Below are 14,775 nucleotides of genomic sequence, written 5' to 3'. Positions count from 1 at the left end.
CATGCCCATTTATTTCTTCAACCGCCCAGCAGCCAAACTTTTCAGCAAGCTGCCCCTGCGAACGGTTCTGATTGTTCCGTTTGTTTTGCAAACGATAAGTGTAGTCGCGCTAGCGAGCTTTCTTTCTTTCAAAAACGGTCAGAAATCAGTTGAGAATGTAGCGCATCAGCTAATCGAACAAGTAGGAGAACGGATTAGCGATCGCCTCACCGATCCTGATGGGCTGTCGGCGATCAATACCTTTCTGACTCGGCTGCACTTCTCTGCATCGGGACAGACTTTTATAATGGATCGATCGGGGAATCTGATTGCCACATCCACACGAGAAACACCCTTGGTGACGCCAGCAAAAAACCAACCGACGCCATTGCTAGCCATCAACAGCAAGGACGCCCGAACGCGAGATATTGCTCGACAACTCGCCAACCGATTTGGCAACTTCCGCACGCTGCAAACAACCCAGAAATTTACCCTGGCGAACAACCGCGATCGCCAGCGGCATTTTGTCCGCGTCACTCCTTATCGAGATTTCCGCGGCTTGGATTGGTTGATTGTGGTGGTGGTGCCAGAGTCTGATTTCATCGCTCGCCTTCAAGCAAATACGCGCAACACATTGTGGTTGTGCGCCTGTACGCTGCCGCTGGCGATCGCGATCGCATTGTTGACTTCCCGTTGGGTGACAAAGCCAATTATGCGCTTGAATACCGCCGCCAAAAATGTTGCCAAAGGAAAATGGGATCGACCTTTAGAAATTAGACGCTTCGATGAAGTCGGAGAACTCGCCAATTCCTTTAATCTTATGGCAGCACAACTGCAACAGGCTTTTGCAGACCAAAAATCTTTAAATGAAGCTTTAGCGCAGAGCGAGAGCCAACTCAAGCAATTTATCGAAGCCATACCTGCGGGAGTAGCTATCCACGATGCCTCCGGTCAAGCCGTGTACTTCAACGAAACTGCCAAGCATTGGCTCGGCGTAGAAACTATCCCCGATGCGACTTTACAAGAAGCAGTAAAAGTTTATCAAATGTACCGCAAAAACCAGCCGTATCCAACTGAAGAACTGCCCGCATTCCGAGCGCTGCGCGGCGAAACGGTGTTCCTTGACGATTTAGAACTTCATCGAGATGGGAAATTTATTCCTTTTGAGGTGCGCGCCACACCAATTTTCGACGAAGGCGGAAACATTATTTATGCCCTGATTATTTTTTATAACATCGCACAGCGCAAACAATCTGAAAAAATATTAACTGACTACAATCGCACTTTAGAATCCGAAGTTGCGGAACGTACCGACGCCTTAGCTCGTGCTAACGAAATATTAGAATATGAAATAGCCGAGCGCCAATTGATCGAGCAAAAACTTTACACTTCTACCGAGCAAGTTCTACAAATATTTGAGTCAATTGCAGATATTGTATTAATTTTTGAATTGCCAGAAAAAACGATCAAAATTATACCCACCAAGGGCATTTCTCACTACAACTATCAGACGAGTCAGATTGACTCGATCATCGAACAATTTTTTCATGAGGAAAGCGAGGAGATTTATTTTGCTCAAGTTCGACAGGCATTGGAAATTAAACAAACGATTAGTTTTGATTACAGTCAGCAGATTAATAATCAAGAAGTTTGGTTTGCTGCTAAAATTTCGCCGCTGTCCGATCGCTCTGCGGTTTGGGTAGCGCGCGACATTAGCGATCGCCAGTTAGCCGAATCCCGACTGCTGGAAGCTCAAAAAATTGCCCGTATTGGTAGTTGGGAACACGATATCGCCACAAATACAACCACTTGGAGTGAGGAACTCTATCGCATTTACGAGTTCGATCCGACTCAAAAACCGCTGCCAACCGAACAATTAATCGAGCGTTTTCATCCAGAAGATCGATCGCGCTATGTCGCAATACTTCGCGATCGAGCTATGTCGGGACAAAGCTTTGAAATCGATCTGCGGCTGATCCGAAGAGATGGCTCGCTCTGTTACATAGAAGTCAGAGGGAAACCGCTTTACGATGAAAAAGGGCAGTTGATGCGTTTGTTTGGCACTGTCTTGGATATTAGCGATCGCAAACAAGCCGAGTCAGCTTTGCGAGAAAGCGCGCAGGGGGAACAAGCCATCGCCCGATCGATCGATCGCATCCGTCAATCCTTAGATATTGACACAATATTCAAAACTACAACCTCTGAACTGCGACAAACCCTAAAATGCGATCGTGTCGGTATCTATCGTTTTAATCCTGATTGGAGCGGGGAATTTGTTGCCGAGTCACTGGCTCCGGGCTGGATATCTCTGATGCAACAAACCGACGATTTTAATTTTCCAAACACTCTTCTCGAAGACTCTCGCTGTACCGTGAAAACTATGCAAGCCTCCGGTGAACCAGTGCGAGATACCTATCTACAAAGAAATCAAGGCGGTATGTATGCTAGAGGCGTTCCTTACCACATAATTGAAGACATATACAGCGCTGGGTTGACTCCTTGTTACCTGCAACTGTTAGAGCAATTTCAAGCTAGAGCCTACGTTATTTTTCCTATATTTTGCGGCAGTCAACTTTGGGGTTTGCTCGCCAGCTATCAAAATTCTGCACCCCGCACTTGGCGCGAAGCAGAAATCAATATTGGGGTGCAAATTAGCACTCAACTGGGAGTCGCCTTACAACAAGCTCAATTGCTCGAAGCCACTCAGCAGCAATCGCTACTGCTCCAACAAGCCGCCTGGGCAGCAGAAGCCGCCAACGTCGCGAAAAGCACTTTCCTGGCAAATATGAGCCACGAACTCCGCACCCCGCTCAACGCAATTCTGGGATTCTCCCAATTGATGCAGCGTTCTACCAACCTCAGTCGCGAACAGCAGGAAAATATCCGCATTATCAACTGCAGCGGAGAACACTTGCTAGCTCTGATCAATCAAATATTAGATTTAGCCAAAATAGAGGCGGGACGCATTACCCTCAACCCAACAGACTTTAAATTAAGCAGCTTGCTGAACGATGTAAAAGAGATGTTCCAACTTCAGGCACGGGAGCAACAATTACAGTTAACATTTGACTGCTCTAGCGATATTCCCGAATACGTGCAAACAGATCAACTTAAGTTGCGCCAAGTTTTAATTAATCTGCTTTCTAACGCCATTAAGTTTACGAAAGAAGGAGGCATTGCGGTAAGAGTAAGTGCAGTGATGGAGGGTGAAAACCAACAATTACCAATCACTAATTATCAATTACATTTTGAAATAGAAGACACTGGTTTCGGCATTGCTCCTGAAGAGTTAGAGCGGCTTTTTCAACCGTTTGTGCAAACCAAAACAGGGGCAGCATCTCAGCAGGGAACAGGCTTGGGACTGGCTATCAGCCAACAGTTTATCAAGCTGATGGGTGGCATCATTACTGTGCGCAGTGAAGAAGGACGCGGCACAACTTTCGCGTTTGATATCTCCGTCAGCGCCGTTGAGGCCCCGGCGACTCAACCCCTACAGCCGCCGCGTCGGGTGATAGCTCTAGAACGCAACCAACCGCGCTATCGTATTTTGATTGTGGACGATCGAGCCGACAACCGCCAACTGCTGATCGAACTCCTCGCTGCCTTTAACTTTGAACTCCAAGAAGCCAGCAACGGCATAGAAGCTATTGAAATGTGGTCGAGTTTTGAGCCACACTTAATTTTTATGGATATGTGGATGCCCGTGATGGATGGACAGGAAGCGACGAAACGTATTAAAGCCACGGTTAAAGGTCAAGCTACCCCCATTATTGCCCTGAGTGCCGGTAACGCCGACGAAGCGCGAACCGTTACTGTATCAGATGATTGCGATGACTTTATCCACAAACCCTTTCGAGATACAGAAATCTTTGCCACCCTGCACAAACATCTCGGAGTGCGTTACATTTACGATGAACCGGAGAGTGTTCCCGACTCAACTCAAATCGAAGCTCCCACTCCAGAGACTGTTGCAGCTTTACCCGCAGATTGGCTCGCAGCTTTAGAGAAAGCCACAATTGAGTGCGATTTAGAGTTAATACTTATCCAAATTGAACGAATTCGCGATCGAAATGACGCTTTAGCTAGCGCTCTAGCCGCATTGGCTAACGAGTTTCAGTTCAACCAAATACTAGCTCTCATCCATCCCGAAATAAAATAAAAACGATATTATATCGGGTTTTTATTGAGTACGACCGTCCTCATAAAACCCGCTCGGACGGTCGTATTCACTACAAACCTATAAATGTTATTTTACCAAACTAGATATGAATCGCGAACCAACTCCCGTCTTAAAAGGGAATATTTTAATTGTTGATGATATTCCGGCTAATTTGCAACTTTTAGCTCAAATACTCTCGCAGCAAGGCTACAAAACACGCACCGCACCCGACGGCAAACTAGCTCTGCGGTCGATCGAATTAACTGCTCCTGACTTGATATTGCTGGATATCATGATGCCCGGTATGGACGGCTACAAAGTCTGCCAAGCGTTGAAAGCTTCTCCCACAACCAAGGACATTCCGGTTATTTTTATCAGTGCTTTAAATGAAGTGTTTGATAAAGTCAAAGCCTTTGAACTTGGTGGTATAGATTATATCACAAAACCGTTTCACGAACAAGAAGTTCTGGCCCGCGTCTCAAATCAACTCGTGCAGCGCCAGTTGTTTCAACAAACGCAATCCTATGCCCAGCAACTCGAACAAACCGTAACTGAACTCAAGAAGACTCAAGCTCAGTTAATACAGAAGGAAAAAATGGCTTCTTTAGGTCAGCTAGCGGCAGGGATTGCTCACGAAATCAACAATCCCGTCAGCTTTATCTACGGCAATCTTGCTCTAGCGGCGGACTATGCGCGAGATTTGCTTCGCCTCGTCGAATTGTACCGACATTACTACCCGCACCCCCTTCCAGAAATTATCGGCGAATTGGACGAAATTCAACCCGACTTCATCGCAGAGGATTATCCAAAACTGCTGAATTCGATGAAAGATGGTGCTTCTCGGATCAGTCAAATTGTGATGTCTTTGCGCAACTTCTCCCGCCTTGGCGAACAAAAGTACAAGTCAGTGGATATTCATGAAGGCATTGACAATACTTTAGTTATTTTGCAGCACCGGCTGAAGGGAGCAAACAAAGCTGGTGAGATAGAGGTCATTAAACACTACAGCCAACTGCCAAGAGTCACCTGTTACGCCAGTGAATTAAATCAGGTGTTCATGAACCTGCTAAGTAATGCTATTGATGCCCTGCAAACTCAACCGTCTCCCCGAAAAATTACCATCAGCACTTCAGTAAGTTGTGAGTCAGAATCGGCCCTGCACAATCAAGATTCAAAATTAGCCACTCACAACTATAAATCGGTTGTTATTCACATTGCCGATAACGGTTGTGGGATGAGTGAGGAAGTGCGCCACCAGATATTTGACCCATTTTTTACTACGAAGCCTGTAGGCAGCGGTATTGGATTAGGGTTGGCAATCAGTCACGATATTGTAGTGGAAAAACATCGAGGGCAAATCAGTTGTATTTCTGCTCCGGGCCGAGGAGCCAAGTTAATTGTGCAGATTCCGATCTGTGTTAAATCTTAACGGTTAAAATGTTAACAGACGGAGATGATATAGCAATCCTAAATGAGTCGTAAATTTTTTACCCCACCCCAACCCTCCCCTTAGTAAGGGGAGGGAGTAAGAATTTCACAAATGATTTAGGAGTGCTATATATCAGATAGATTGTAGCCGAGAATCTGTTGGGAAACGGCAATGCCGTGTCCGGCGCGGGAATTAGGGAAACGGCATTGTCGTTTCCCTACTGTTCGCAGTAAGGACTATTGTATTTACTTTAAATCGAGCAATCCGCTAGTTTTTAGCTTGGGATTAAACCGGATTTCTTCAGTTACACCGCGAGCTTTCAGCAGCGAAAAAATTTCATTTTCTACGCGCCGCGCCACATTTTTCAACAATTTATCTTTGGCAATTTCATCGGCGAAGATACCTTCATAATTTGCCGTTTCTTGGGCAGTCATCACAGTTTTGGTGTCGATGGGATCGTTCCACTTGGCAGCATCGACACCGTTGCCTTGGGGTTGGGAACCGTTTTCCGCAATCCAACTCGAGCGGATGCTTTCTAGAATAGTGCGGCTGGGTTTGTCGATAGTTTGGATTTTCAGCCAGTAGCAATATTGGGTTTGCCGTACCAAATGCTGTTTGAGGCTGAGGTAAATGTCGCGAGAATAACCGACAAATTGCAGGACTTTCTCGCTGTCAAAAATTGCGTAAACGCCAATTTTTCCCTGGATAAAATCGGGCAATTTCCCCTCGGAGTCAATGTAGGGAATGAATTCTAAGCTGGCGAGAGAGTGAATGTCTTCTGTCATCCGATTTTAGATTTTAGATTTTAGATTTTAGATTAAACCACAGATGAACCAGCCTTGACCTAACTCTTGAAAACGCGATAAACGGCACAGAGACGGCTGGGTTTAAATATTTTGGCTTGGAACATGAAATTAGGCGGGACGTTGACGATCGCAAAATCGCTCGATTCGTGATACTTTTCAAATTCAGCAGGCATTCCCTTCGGCGTCTCGCTGCTGTAAGGGACGGGCTGAAAAAGTAACTCGGCAAACTCAATGCGCGAGCATTGCAATTGTAGGGCTACTTGTTGGAGAAAGCTGTCACCGGTTAATGAACCGAACAGTGCAGTTTTAGCATCAGGTTCGAGGACAAAACTGCTATCGTAGCTTTCAATAATCTTAAGACCCATTTTCTGTGTACTCCTGACAGACGGCGGTTAACGGTTATCAGTTATCAGTTAACTGTTGATTGAGCGATCGACTTAATCCTGAATTTTACCTGAGACTGACCGTTTTGAACGCACAAGGTATTCGGCATGAGGTCAATCGATTTTAGATTTTAGATTTTAGATTTTAGATTGAAGCATTGCCCCCACGGATAAATTCGGGGGTTCCTTTATCGGATACAGGTTTTTTATTTCTCCACGGATGAATCTGGGGGCTTGTATCCTGGATGCTTTCGGTCAATAAAAATACCACAATCCCGAAAATTTGACAAATAGCCCTGATTTATTTGCCGATCGCTTTTATCATGTCCCTATCGCCATCTATCAGACTACGACTAAAAGGCTATGCAGAAGATTGAAAAAGCATCATTCCCAGCTTTGAGAAGTGCCCCGAACCAGCCGGATTGGCTAGAATTCGCAGAATACGCCTCTGTTGCCGGTTCAGCGATTGGCGCGATTGCTGCTGGATTGTCAGGCCAAATTCTCTACGCTGTTGCCCCTTTAACCGCAGCACTCTCGCTGAATCTCGCCAATCGCCAGCGTTTCGAGCAACAAATGCAACACAAGGCAAATTCTGCGATCGCGGACGTACAGGCCGCTGTAGAACGTCGATCGCAGCAAGTTCAGATACTACCTGGACAACCTGCGGAACTCTACACCGCTGTCTCCGACTTGCAGCACAAAATCCTGGGCTTGGAATCCGGCGCCATCGCCGAGGTACAAGCTGCCGTAGCCTCCCTCGAACGCCAAGCGCAGGCGCTTCCGGCAGATTCTCAGGAGTTCAACACCATCCTGTTGGATTTGCAGCAAAAAGTGCGCATTTTGGAAAATAGTGCCCTCAGAGAGCATGATTGGGAAAATGTCAACGTCCGATTTTTATTGGTGAACGAAAAGTTAACTGAAGTTAAAACTCTTACAGCTCAGTTGCAGGAGCGATCGAACGAAGTAGACTTTGATACAATCCAAGCTTCTGTGAAGCAATTGCAGGATTTGCTCGATAGACCCACAATAGACACAGAAATGCTGCAAACCGAGATGCAGCATTTGCAGCAGCAAGTTTCCGAATTGCAGCGGCAAAATCAAGAAATTGTCAAGCCTTATTTGCAGCGTCTGACTCGCGCAGTGAAGAAACTATCAACAAATTAGTCGTTAGTTATGAGTTTTTCGTAGGCTGCTGCGCGCACTTTCCCTCCTTCTTTCGTAGGGTGCGCCGGGCCGCGCACCTTACCAATTACCAATTACCAATTACCCATTACTAAATTTTTGCCAAGCTTGCCAGAAAATATAAATCGATAAGATTGCCAAGAGCGATCGAAAAGCTAAACTAACAATACGATCGGGCAATCTCGGCAAAAACCGCGTGCTCACCTGCACCCCCAACAAACCGCCGCCGCCCAGAATCAACCCCACAACCCACAAAACATTCCCGCGCGCCGCGTGTCCAGCCGTCGCGGAAATTGCCGTGATGACGATGACGCCCAAGCTCGTTTGAATTGCAGTTTTAATGCTTTCTCCTAACAGCAAAATTTGCAGGGGAACCATAATCACGCCGCCGCCTACGCCAAACAAACCCGCTAATAAACCCGCAGCACTGCCGGTAGCAATTTTAGCAAAAGTTGGATGGAATAAAATATTTGAATTTTGTGGTAATTGGTAATTGGTAATTGGTAATTGAGGATTTTCCCCTTGTCCCGCTTGTTCTCCTAGTTCCCCTTGTTCTGCTTCCGCTTTCTTCTTAGCTGTCACGCGCTTGCGAACTTCAATTAAATAAATATTCAGCCACAGCAACAGCCCAAAACTAAGTAACAGCAAGTAAGGCGGAAATATCCCCGCCAAATAAGCACCGATTTGTGCTGTGATGACGGCGGGAAATCCTATGCCGGCGACTTGACTCAAGCTGAGGTAGCCCATGCGCCAATTCTGGATGCTGCCAGAAATAGCTGTAATGACGATCGACAAACCGCTAGTAGCAACCGCTTGCACCGGAGCGTAATTGAGAGCCACCAACAAAGGTACGAGCACCGTACCGCCGCCGATACCCAAAAAACCAGCTAGAATTCCGGCAAAAAGTCCGGCCGCACCCAGAATCAATAATTCACTGATAGTCATTAGTCATTAGTCTGTAGTTAACAGTCAACAGTCAACAGTCAACAGTTAACAGTCAACAGTCAACAGTTAACAATCAACAATCAAATTTTAAGAATCATTAGTTGTGCCGTCGGGCATAATTGCCCGCCTCAAATCTGCATCGCGGAAGTTAGTTCGATTGAGATTAGCATCAATCAAAACCGCTTCCATCAAAATAGCCCCGCTAAAATTAGACCAGCAAAGCTTTGCCCGGTACAAATTAGCACCGCTCAAGTTAGCTCTTGCCAGCGTTGACCAACTCACATTAGCAACTCTCAAATTAGCATTGCTCAAATTAGCTTCGCTCAAATTAGCTCCAACCATCGTTACTTGGCGCAAGTCTGCACCAGTCAGGTTGGCCCCGCTTAGCATAGCCCCGCTAAGAATTGCCTGATTCAGGTTAGCTCTTTCTAAAAGCGACTCGCTAAGGATGGCATTTGTCAGGTTTACCGCTTTGAGAGTTGACCAACTCAAATTTGCTTTCATCAAATTAATGCGAATCATGCTAGCGTCGGTTAAGTTGGCCGCAAACAAATTCGCTTCGGTAAAGTTGGCTTCGGTCAAATTAGCTTCCGTCAAATTAGCCTTGGTCATGTTGACTTCTCTCGCCATTGAGCCGCGAAGGTTTGCTCCCATCAGGTTAGCCCCGCTGAGATTGGCGCGGCTCAAATCAGTACCGATCAGATTTGCTTCGGTCAAATTAGCTTCCGTCAAGTCCACCCCTGGCAATTTCACCTCGCGCAAGTTCGCTCCCGTCAGGTTAGCGCCTTTGAGGTTTGCGTCTTGGAAATTCGCTCTGGTAAAGTTAGCCTCGCTGAGGTTTACCCCTTGTAAGTCGGCCCCGGCGAGGTTAATTTCTCGAAAATTTCTTTCTCCGGCCGCATATTGCCTCAGAATTCGATCGGCCTCCATGTCATTCGCCTCGCAATTGTTTTCAAACGTTAGAGTGATGGGTGTTACCACATCATCCCAGATAACTACGGTATTCACCCTGCACGTGTAGTATCTGTAGAATCTTTGCACTGCTTTCCTGGCAATGCTGTGCTGCTGCCTCCTAAAAGGCCTGACAAATATCAACGCTTCTGAGAAAATCAACAATAGGGTAAAACTCTCGGCACTGGGCACTCAAACAGCCAGCAGCAAAGAAAAACAGACAACTGACAAGTCAACAACAGACAACTGACAAAGGAAATTTTAAAATGCCTGAAAATTTGAGAAGCCAAGCTGTGACTGGAGGCGTGCAGCGCGCGCCCAACCGGGCAATGCTGCGGGCAGTCGGTTTTGGCGACGGCGATTTCACTAAGCCGATTGTGGGGATTGCCAACGGGTACAGCACGATTACGCCCTGCAATATGGGATTGAACGACCTCGCTTTGCGGGCTATTGCGGGTGCAAGAGAAGCCGGCGCGATGCCGCAGATGTTCGGCACGATTACTATCAGCGACGGGATCTCGATGGGAACTGAAGGGATGAAATATTCTCTGGTGTCGAGAGATGTGATTGCTGATTCCATCGAAACTGTTTGCAACGGCCAAAGTATGGACGGGTTGCTGGCTGTCGGCGGTTGCGATAAAAATATGCCGGGGGCGATGATTGCGATCGCCCGCATGAACATTCCTGCTATTTTTGTTTACGGCGGCACGATCCAGCCCGGACACCACAACGGACGGGATTTAACCGTAGTCAGCGTTTTTGAAGCAGTCGGTCAATTCAGCGCCGCCAAAATTGACGAAACAGAACTCAATGCAGTGGAACACAAAGCTTGTCCCGGCGCTGGTTCTTGCGGCGGAATGTTCACCGCAAATACGATGTCGAGCGCTTTTGAAGCGATGGGCATGAGTTTGCCTTATTCTTCGACAATGGCTGCTGAGGATGCCGAAAAAGCTGACAGCGCTGCCGAATCTGCAAAAGTTTTGGTGGAAGCTGTCCGCAAACAGTTGTTACCCAGCCAGATTTTGACTCGCAAGGCTTTTGAAAATGCGATCGCGGTAATTATGGCAATCGGCGGTTCAACGAACGCTGTGCTGCATTTATTGGCCATTTCAAATGCGATCGGAGTTGAGTTGTCCCTCGACGATTTTGAAACTATTAGAGCGAAAGTGCCGGTGCTGTGCGACCTCAAACCCAGCGGCAAATACGTAGCAACCGATTTGCACAAAGCCGGCGGCATTCCTCAAGTAATGAAAATGCTGTTAGAACAGGGTTTGCTGCACGGCGACGCGCTGACAATTACCGGTCAAACTGTTGCTGAAGTGTTGGCAGATATTCCAGCCGAACCCCGCACCGACCAAGATGTCATCCGCCCTTGGAACAACCCGCTTTACGCCCAAGGACATTTAGCAATTCTCAGGGGAAATCTGGCAACAGAAGGAGCCGTTGCTAAAATTACTGGCGTTAAAAAACCGATAATTACCGGCCCGGCGCGGGTATTTGAATCTGAAGAAAATTGTTTGGATGCAATTTTAGCGGGCAAAATTCAAGCCGGAGATGTGATTGTGATCCGCTACGAAGGGCCCAAAGGCGGGCCGGGTATGCGCGAAATGTTAGCACCAACTTCGGCAATTATTGGCGCAGGTTTGGGCGATTCTGTGGGGTTAATTACTGACGGTCGCTTCTCTGGCGGAACATACGGCATGGTTGTAGGTCACGTTGCACCAGAGGCGCAAGTTGGCGGCACAATTGCTTTGGTAAAAGAGGGCGATTCGATTACAATTGATGCTAAAAATCGCTTGTTGCAGCTCAATGTTTCTGATGCAGAATTGGAGCAGCGGCGCGCTCTTTGGCAGCCTCCTAAACCTCGGTATACTAAAGGCGTTTTGGCTAAATATGCTAAGTTGGTTTCTTCTAGCAGTGTTGGTGCTGTGACTGATTTGGGTTTGGGTTAAAGTAGGAGTTTTTGTAACCGCAGATAGAGGCAGATAAACGCAGAGGAACGCAGATAAAATCCTATCTGCGTTCCTCTGTTTCCATCCGCTGATATCTGCGGTTACAAAATTCCCAAATTAACTGCGCTGATTCAAAAAGCGGCCTGCCATCGACATGGCGTCAGTAATATCTACGTCGCCGTCTCCATCTGCATCTAAAAACGTATTCAAAACGGGATTGCTGCCTGGGGCTGGGTTTTGGGCGTTGCTACCGGTTTTTAGCAAATTCAGCACCAGCGGCACCAAAACAGGTATCATCGCCTGCACTGTGGCGTTATTCAAACCGGTTCTGTGGGCGATATCGTTCACTATCTGCGTCAGTTCGCCTGCTCCGAACAAACTCTGTACCGCTTCCGGATTGGGATTTGTGCCGCTAAATTCGTTGACAACTTCTTGAGCTTGGGCGTCTCCCGACTGCGATCGCACGTTTTGCAATGCCGATCGCACGTATCCGCCCAAAACCGACATTGCTAGCTGAGTCGTGCCCGTATTGACGCCCTGGTTGCTGCTCAACTGCTCTACCGCACCCAGAATGTTGCCCAACTCATTGGGACTTGCTTGTTGGTTGGGATTGTCGATCGCGCTCAAAATTTGGTCAAATAGTCCCATAATTTTTGCTCCGTACAGTTGTTTCTCAACTTTAAATTATAGCAACTCCTGTTTTTCAAGATTACAAAAAATTGTTTTGAGTTGGGTCTTATCACTCATCTATTGGCGTAGCGACAGCCAGTCAATCGATTTTAGATTTTAGATTTTAGATTTTATAATTGAAGAATTGATCCCACGGATAAATTCGGGGGATTGTTTATCGGATACAGGTTTTTTATTTCTCCACTGATGAATCCGGGGGCTTGTATCCTGGATGCTTTCGGTCAGTAAGCAATCTCATACAATTTGAGATTTGAGATTTGAGATTTGGAATGAATTATGACATCAGAGTTTAGATTGCGGGCTGAGAATGGTCTTCTTTTTTGAAAGGGCTCTAAAAACTGATAATTTTTATTTTTTTACAGTTCCTCTCTCCTCGGACTTGGTTGACAATTTCTCGTTGTAGAGGGAATTATCTTCGCGAGAAATTGGAGGTTATAAGAGCGTATTTGGCATTAAATCATCCTGCTTAATCGGCAGGGCGATCGTAAATTCCGTCCCCGTTCCCACCTCCGACCAAAAGTTAATTGTCCCACCGTGTTTCTTGACAATAATTTCGCGACCGATTGCCAATCCCAAACCAGTACCTACACCTCTCGGTTTAGTCGTAAAGAATGTTTGAAACATTTTTTCTTGACTTGCTGGCGCTATTCCGGTACCGTTATCGGAAATTCGCACTACCACTGAGTCTTCGTCTAAGTATTCTGTAGCAATCACAATCCTGGGCAAAAAACTCGGTGCTTCGTGTTTGATTGACTCCGAAGCCGATTGTTTTTTCGCCTCCTCAAAACTTGTTTTCTCACTTTTTGCTTTCTCTTCGACAGCATCTAGTGCATTGTTCAGAATGTTCACAAACACCTGGTAAAGCAAACCCATATAGCCTTCAACATTCGGAATGTTCCCGTAATTTCGCGCCACTTCAATGCCCTGTTTGATTCGGCTGTTGAGAATCAGCAAACTGCTGTCTATGCAGGCGTGCAAATCGACGGGATGAGGGGCCGCATCGTCGAGGCGAGAAAAATCTTTCAAACTTAAGATAATAGCTTTGGCTCTTTCAGCGCCTACTTGCATCGAGTCAAATATTTTCATCAAATCTTCTTTGAGAAAATCGATGTCTATTTCTTCGCCTTTCGCGATCACTGCGGCAGGCGGCTTGGAAATTTCTGTTTCGTAAGTGTTGAGCAAATCTAAAATATCTTCAACATAATGTTTCGCCGGGTCGATATTGGCATAGATAAAATTGATTGGGTTGTTAACTTCGTGAGCGACACCGGCCAACATCCGCCCCAAACTTGCCATTTTCTCATTTTGAAGTATGTGGCTTTCTTGTCCGGCTTTCAATTCTTCTAGCAAGTGATTTACTTTCTGAATCAGTTGATTCAGCGAAGCTGCCAATACTCCCACTTCATCGGTGCTGGTAACAGGTACTTGCAACTGAAAATTAGACTCTTGGGTCACTCGCTGAGCGATATTAGTTACAGCGGCGAGGGGTTTGGCGATCGCCCGACTGGTGAAGCCCGCCAGCAGTGCTGCAACGACGATCGACAGTGCCATGCTACCAAAAATTATTTGCACCCGCAGCGCCTGCGCTCGCAGCAGGGCCTCCCCCGCTGCATCTTCTTGTTCTTGGGCGCGATCGATAATTTCTGCTATATCATTGACCGCCCTATCTAGTTCCAACCCAATTTTATCTCGATCTAAATTCGACAGCAACTTGCGTTTAACACTTTTTTGAGCAGGGTTATTTGGCAAATTACTTATTTTTTGATTGACAATTTCTAGCCGATCAAGGTAATTAGACAGTAGCGAAGCGTAATTGGTTTTAAAATTTTGTAAACCTTCTACATCTTCCATGTCTTTATGACTTTCAATTTCAGATATGGACAACTTCAAACTGCGGGTATTGTTTTGTAGCTGTTGGTATTTGCGGTCAAATATTTCAGGCTGTTCGATCCAGTAAATCAGCCGCTCTTGGCTGTTTTGCGTCCGCAGTAAAGCCACCTGCAACTTATTTAAAAGCCGACTTTCTAGATCGATGTGTACTTGATTGTTCGTTCTGCGATAGTAATGATTCCCCGCCAACATCCCGACAGTCGTTCCCCCAATCGCAACACAAAGAGCCAGTGCGTACCCACGCCAGATTTTGTCGCTAATACTGAGGTTGCTAAAGGAACGGGCTATTTGAGCGAAATAATTAAGCTTTGCTGGCTGGCTCTCTTTGATGTTATGCTCGCAAGAGGTAGCGAGTGTTTGTGAAGGCTGATTCAGATGTTTGAGCTGCATAGATGCTAACCTGTGAATA

At 46.4% G+C, this 14,775-nt stretch carries 10 protein-coding genes; 4 read left to right on the top strand and 6 right to left on the bottom strand.

Going from position 1 to position 14,775, the window contains the following annotated elements; all coding sequences use genetic code 11:
• Window position 1 precedes the first annotated feature (1 nt).
• Both QUA20_RS07905 and QUA20_RS07900 read left to right on the top strand, forming a co-directional pair.
• A complete protein-coding gene (locus QUA20_RS07905; RefSeq protein WP_333187343.1) occupies window positions 2–4,138 on the top strand; it encodes an ATP-binding protein in 4,137 nt (1,378 codons plus the stop codon).
• A 106-nt stretch (window positions 4,139–4,244) separates the two neighbouring features.
• Entirely contained in the window at window positions 4,245–5,567 is a 1,323-nt protein-coding gene (locus tag QUA20_RS07900; RefSeq protein WP_333187340.1) for a response regulator, read from the top strand.
• A gap of 245 nt (window positions 5,568–5,812) precedes the next feature.
• Here QUA20_RS07900 and QUA20_RS07895 read toward each other — a convergent pair whose 3' ends face one another.
• Both QUA20_RS07895 and QUA20_RS07890 read right to left on the bottom strand, forming a co-directional pair.
• Window positions 5,813–6,352 (bottom strand): GIY-YIG nuclease family protein, encoded by a 540-nt coding sequence (locus QUA20_RS07895; RefSeq protein WP_333187337.1) that lies wholly within the window; start codon window positions 6,350–6,352, stop codon window positions 5,813–5,815.
• 59 nt (window positions 6,353–6,411) lie between these two features.
• Window positions 6,412–6,738, bottom strand: coding sequence for a hypothetical protein (locus QUA20_RS07890; protein WP_172186591.1), 327 nt, complete (start codon window positions 6,736–6,738; stop codon window positions 6,412–6,414).
• 381 nt (window positions 6,739–7,119) lie between these two features.
• Between QUA20_RS07890 and QUA20_RS07885 the strand changes: the two genes are divergently transcribed.
• Window positions 7,120–7,920 carry a hypothetical protein gene (locus QUA20_RS07885; RefSeq protein WP_333187334.1) on the top strand — a complete coding sequence of 267 codons (801 nt, stop codon included), beginning with the start codon at window positions 7,120–7,122 and terminating at the stop codon, window positions 7,918–7,920.
• Window positions 7,921–8,019: 99 nt separating this feature from the next.
• Here the strand turns inward: QUA20_RS07885 and QUA20_RS07880 are convergent, their stop codons facing one another.
• Together QUA20_RS07880 and QUA20_RS07875 are read right to left on the bottom strand one after the other, a co-directional pair.
• On the bottom strand, window positions 8,020–8,883 hold the full coding sequence (locus tag QUA20_RS07880) for a sulfite exporter TauE/SafE family protein (protein ID WP_333187331.1): 864 nt from the start codon (window positions 8,881–8,883) through the stop codon (window positions 8,020–8,022).
• A gap of 87 nt (window positions 8,884–8,970) precedes the next feature.
• Window positions 8,971–9,813 (bottom strand): pentapeptide repeat-containing protein, encoded by an 843-nt coding sequence (locus tag QUA20_RS07875; protein WP_333187564.1) that lies wholly within the window; start codon window positions 9,811–9,813, stop codon window positions 8,971–8,973.
• A gap of 287 nt (window positions 9,814–10,100) precedes the next feature.
• Between QUA20_RS07875 and ilvD the strand changes: the two genes are divergently transcribed.
• Window positions 10,101–11,786: a dihydroxy-acid dehydratase gene (gene ilvD, locus QUA20_RS07870; protein ID WP_333187330.1), complete on the top strand. Its 1,686-nt coding sequence runs from the start codon at window positions 10,101–10,103 to the stop codon at window positions 11,784–11,786.
• A gap of 117 nt (window positions 11,787–11,903) precedes the next feature.
• On the opposite strand, the gene QUA20_RS07865 is transcribed toward ilvD, so the two are convergent.
• Together QUA20_RS07865 and QUA20_RS07860 are read right to left on the bottom strand one after the other, a co-directional pair.
• Window positions 11,904–12,434 carry a DUF937 domain-containing protein gene (locus tag QUA20_RS07865; protein ID WP_333187329.1) on the bottom strand — a complete coding sequence of 177 codons (531 nt, stop codon included), beginning with the start codon at window positions 12,432–12,434 and terminating at the stop codon, window positions 11,904–11,906.
• A 474-nt stretch (window positions 12,435–12,908) separates the two neighbouring features.
• Window positions 12,909–14,756, bottom strand: coding sequence for a HAMP domain-containing sensor histidine kinase (locus tag QUA20_RS07860; RefSeq protein WP_333187327.1), 1,848 nt, complete (start codon window positions 14,754–14,756; stop codon window positions 12,909–12,911).
• Between the last annotated feature and the right edge of the window lie 19 nt (window positions 14,757–14,775).

The organism is Microcoleus sp. Pol7_A1, assembly GCF_036701085.1.
Taxonomy (GTDB): domain Bacteria; phylum Cyanobacteriota; class Cyanobacteriia; order Cyanobacteriales; family Microcoleaceae; genus Microcoleus; species Microcoleus asticus.
Note: the sequence above shows the minus strand (reverse complement) of the source record. Positions and strands in the feature narration are given on the sequence as shown.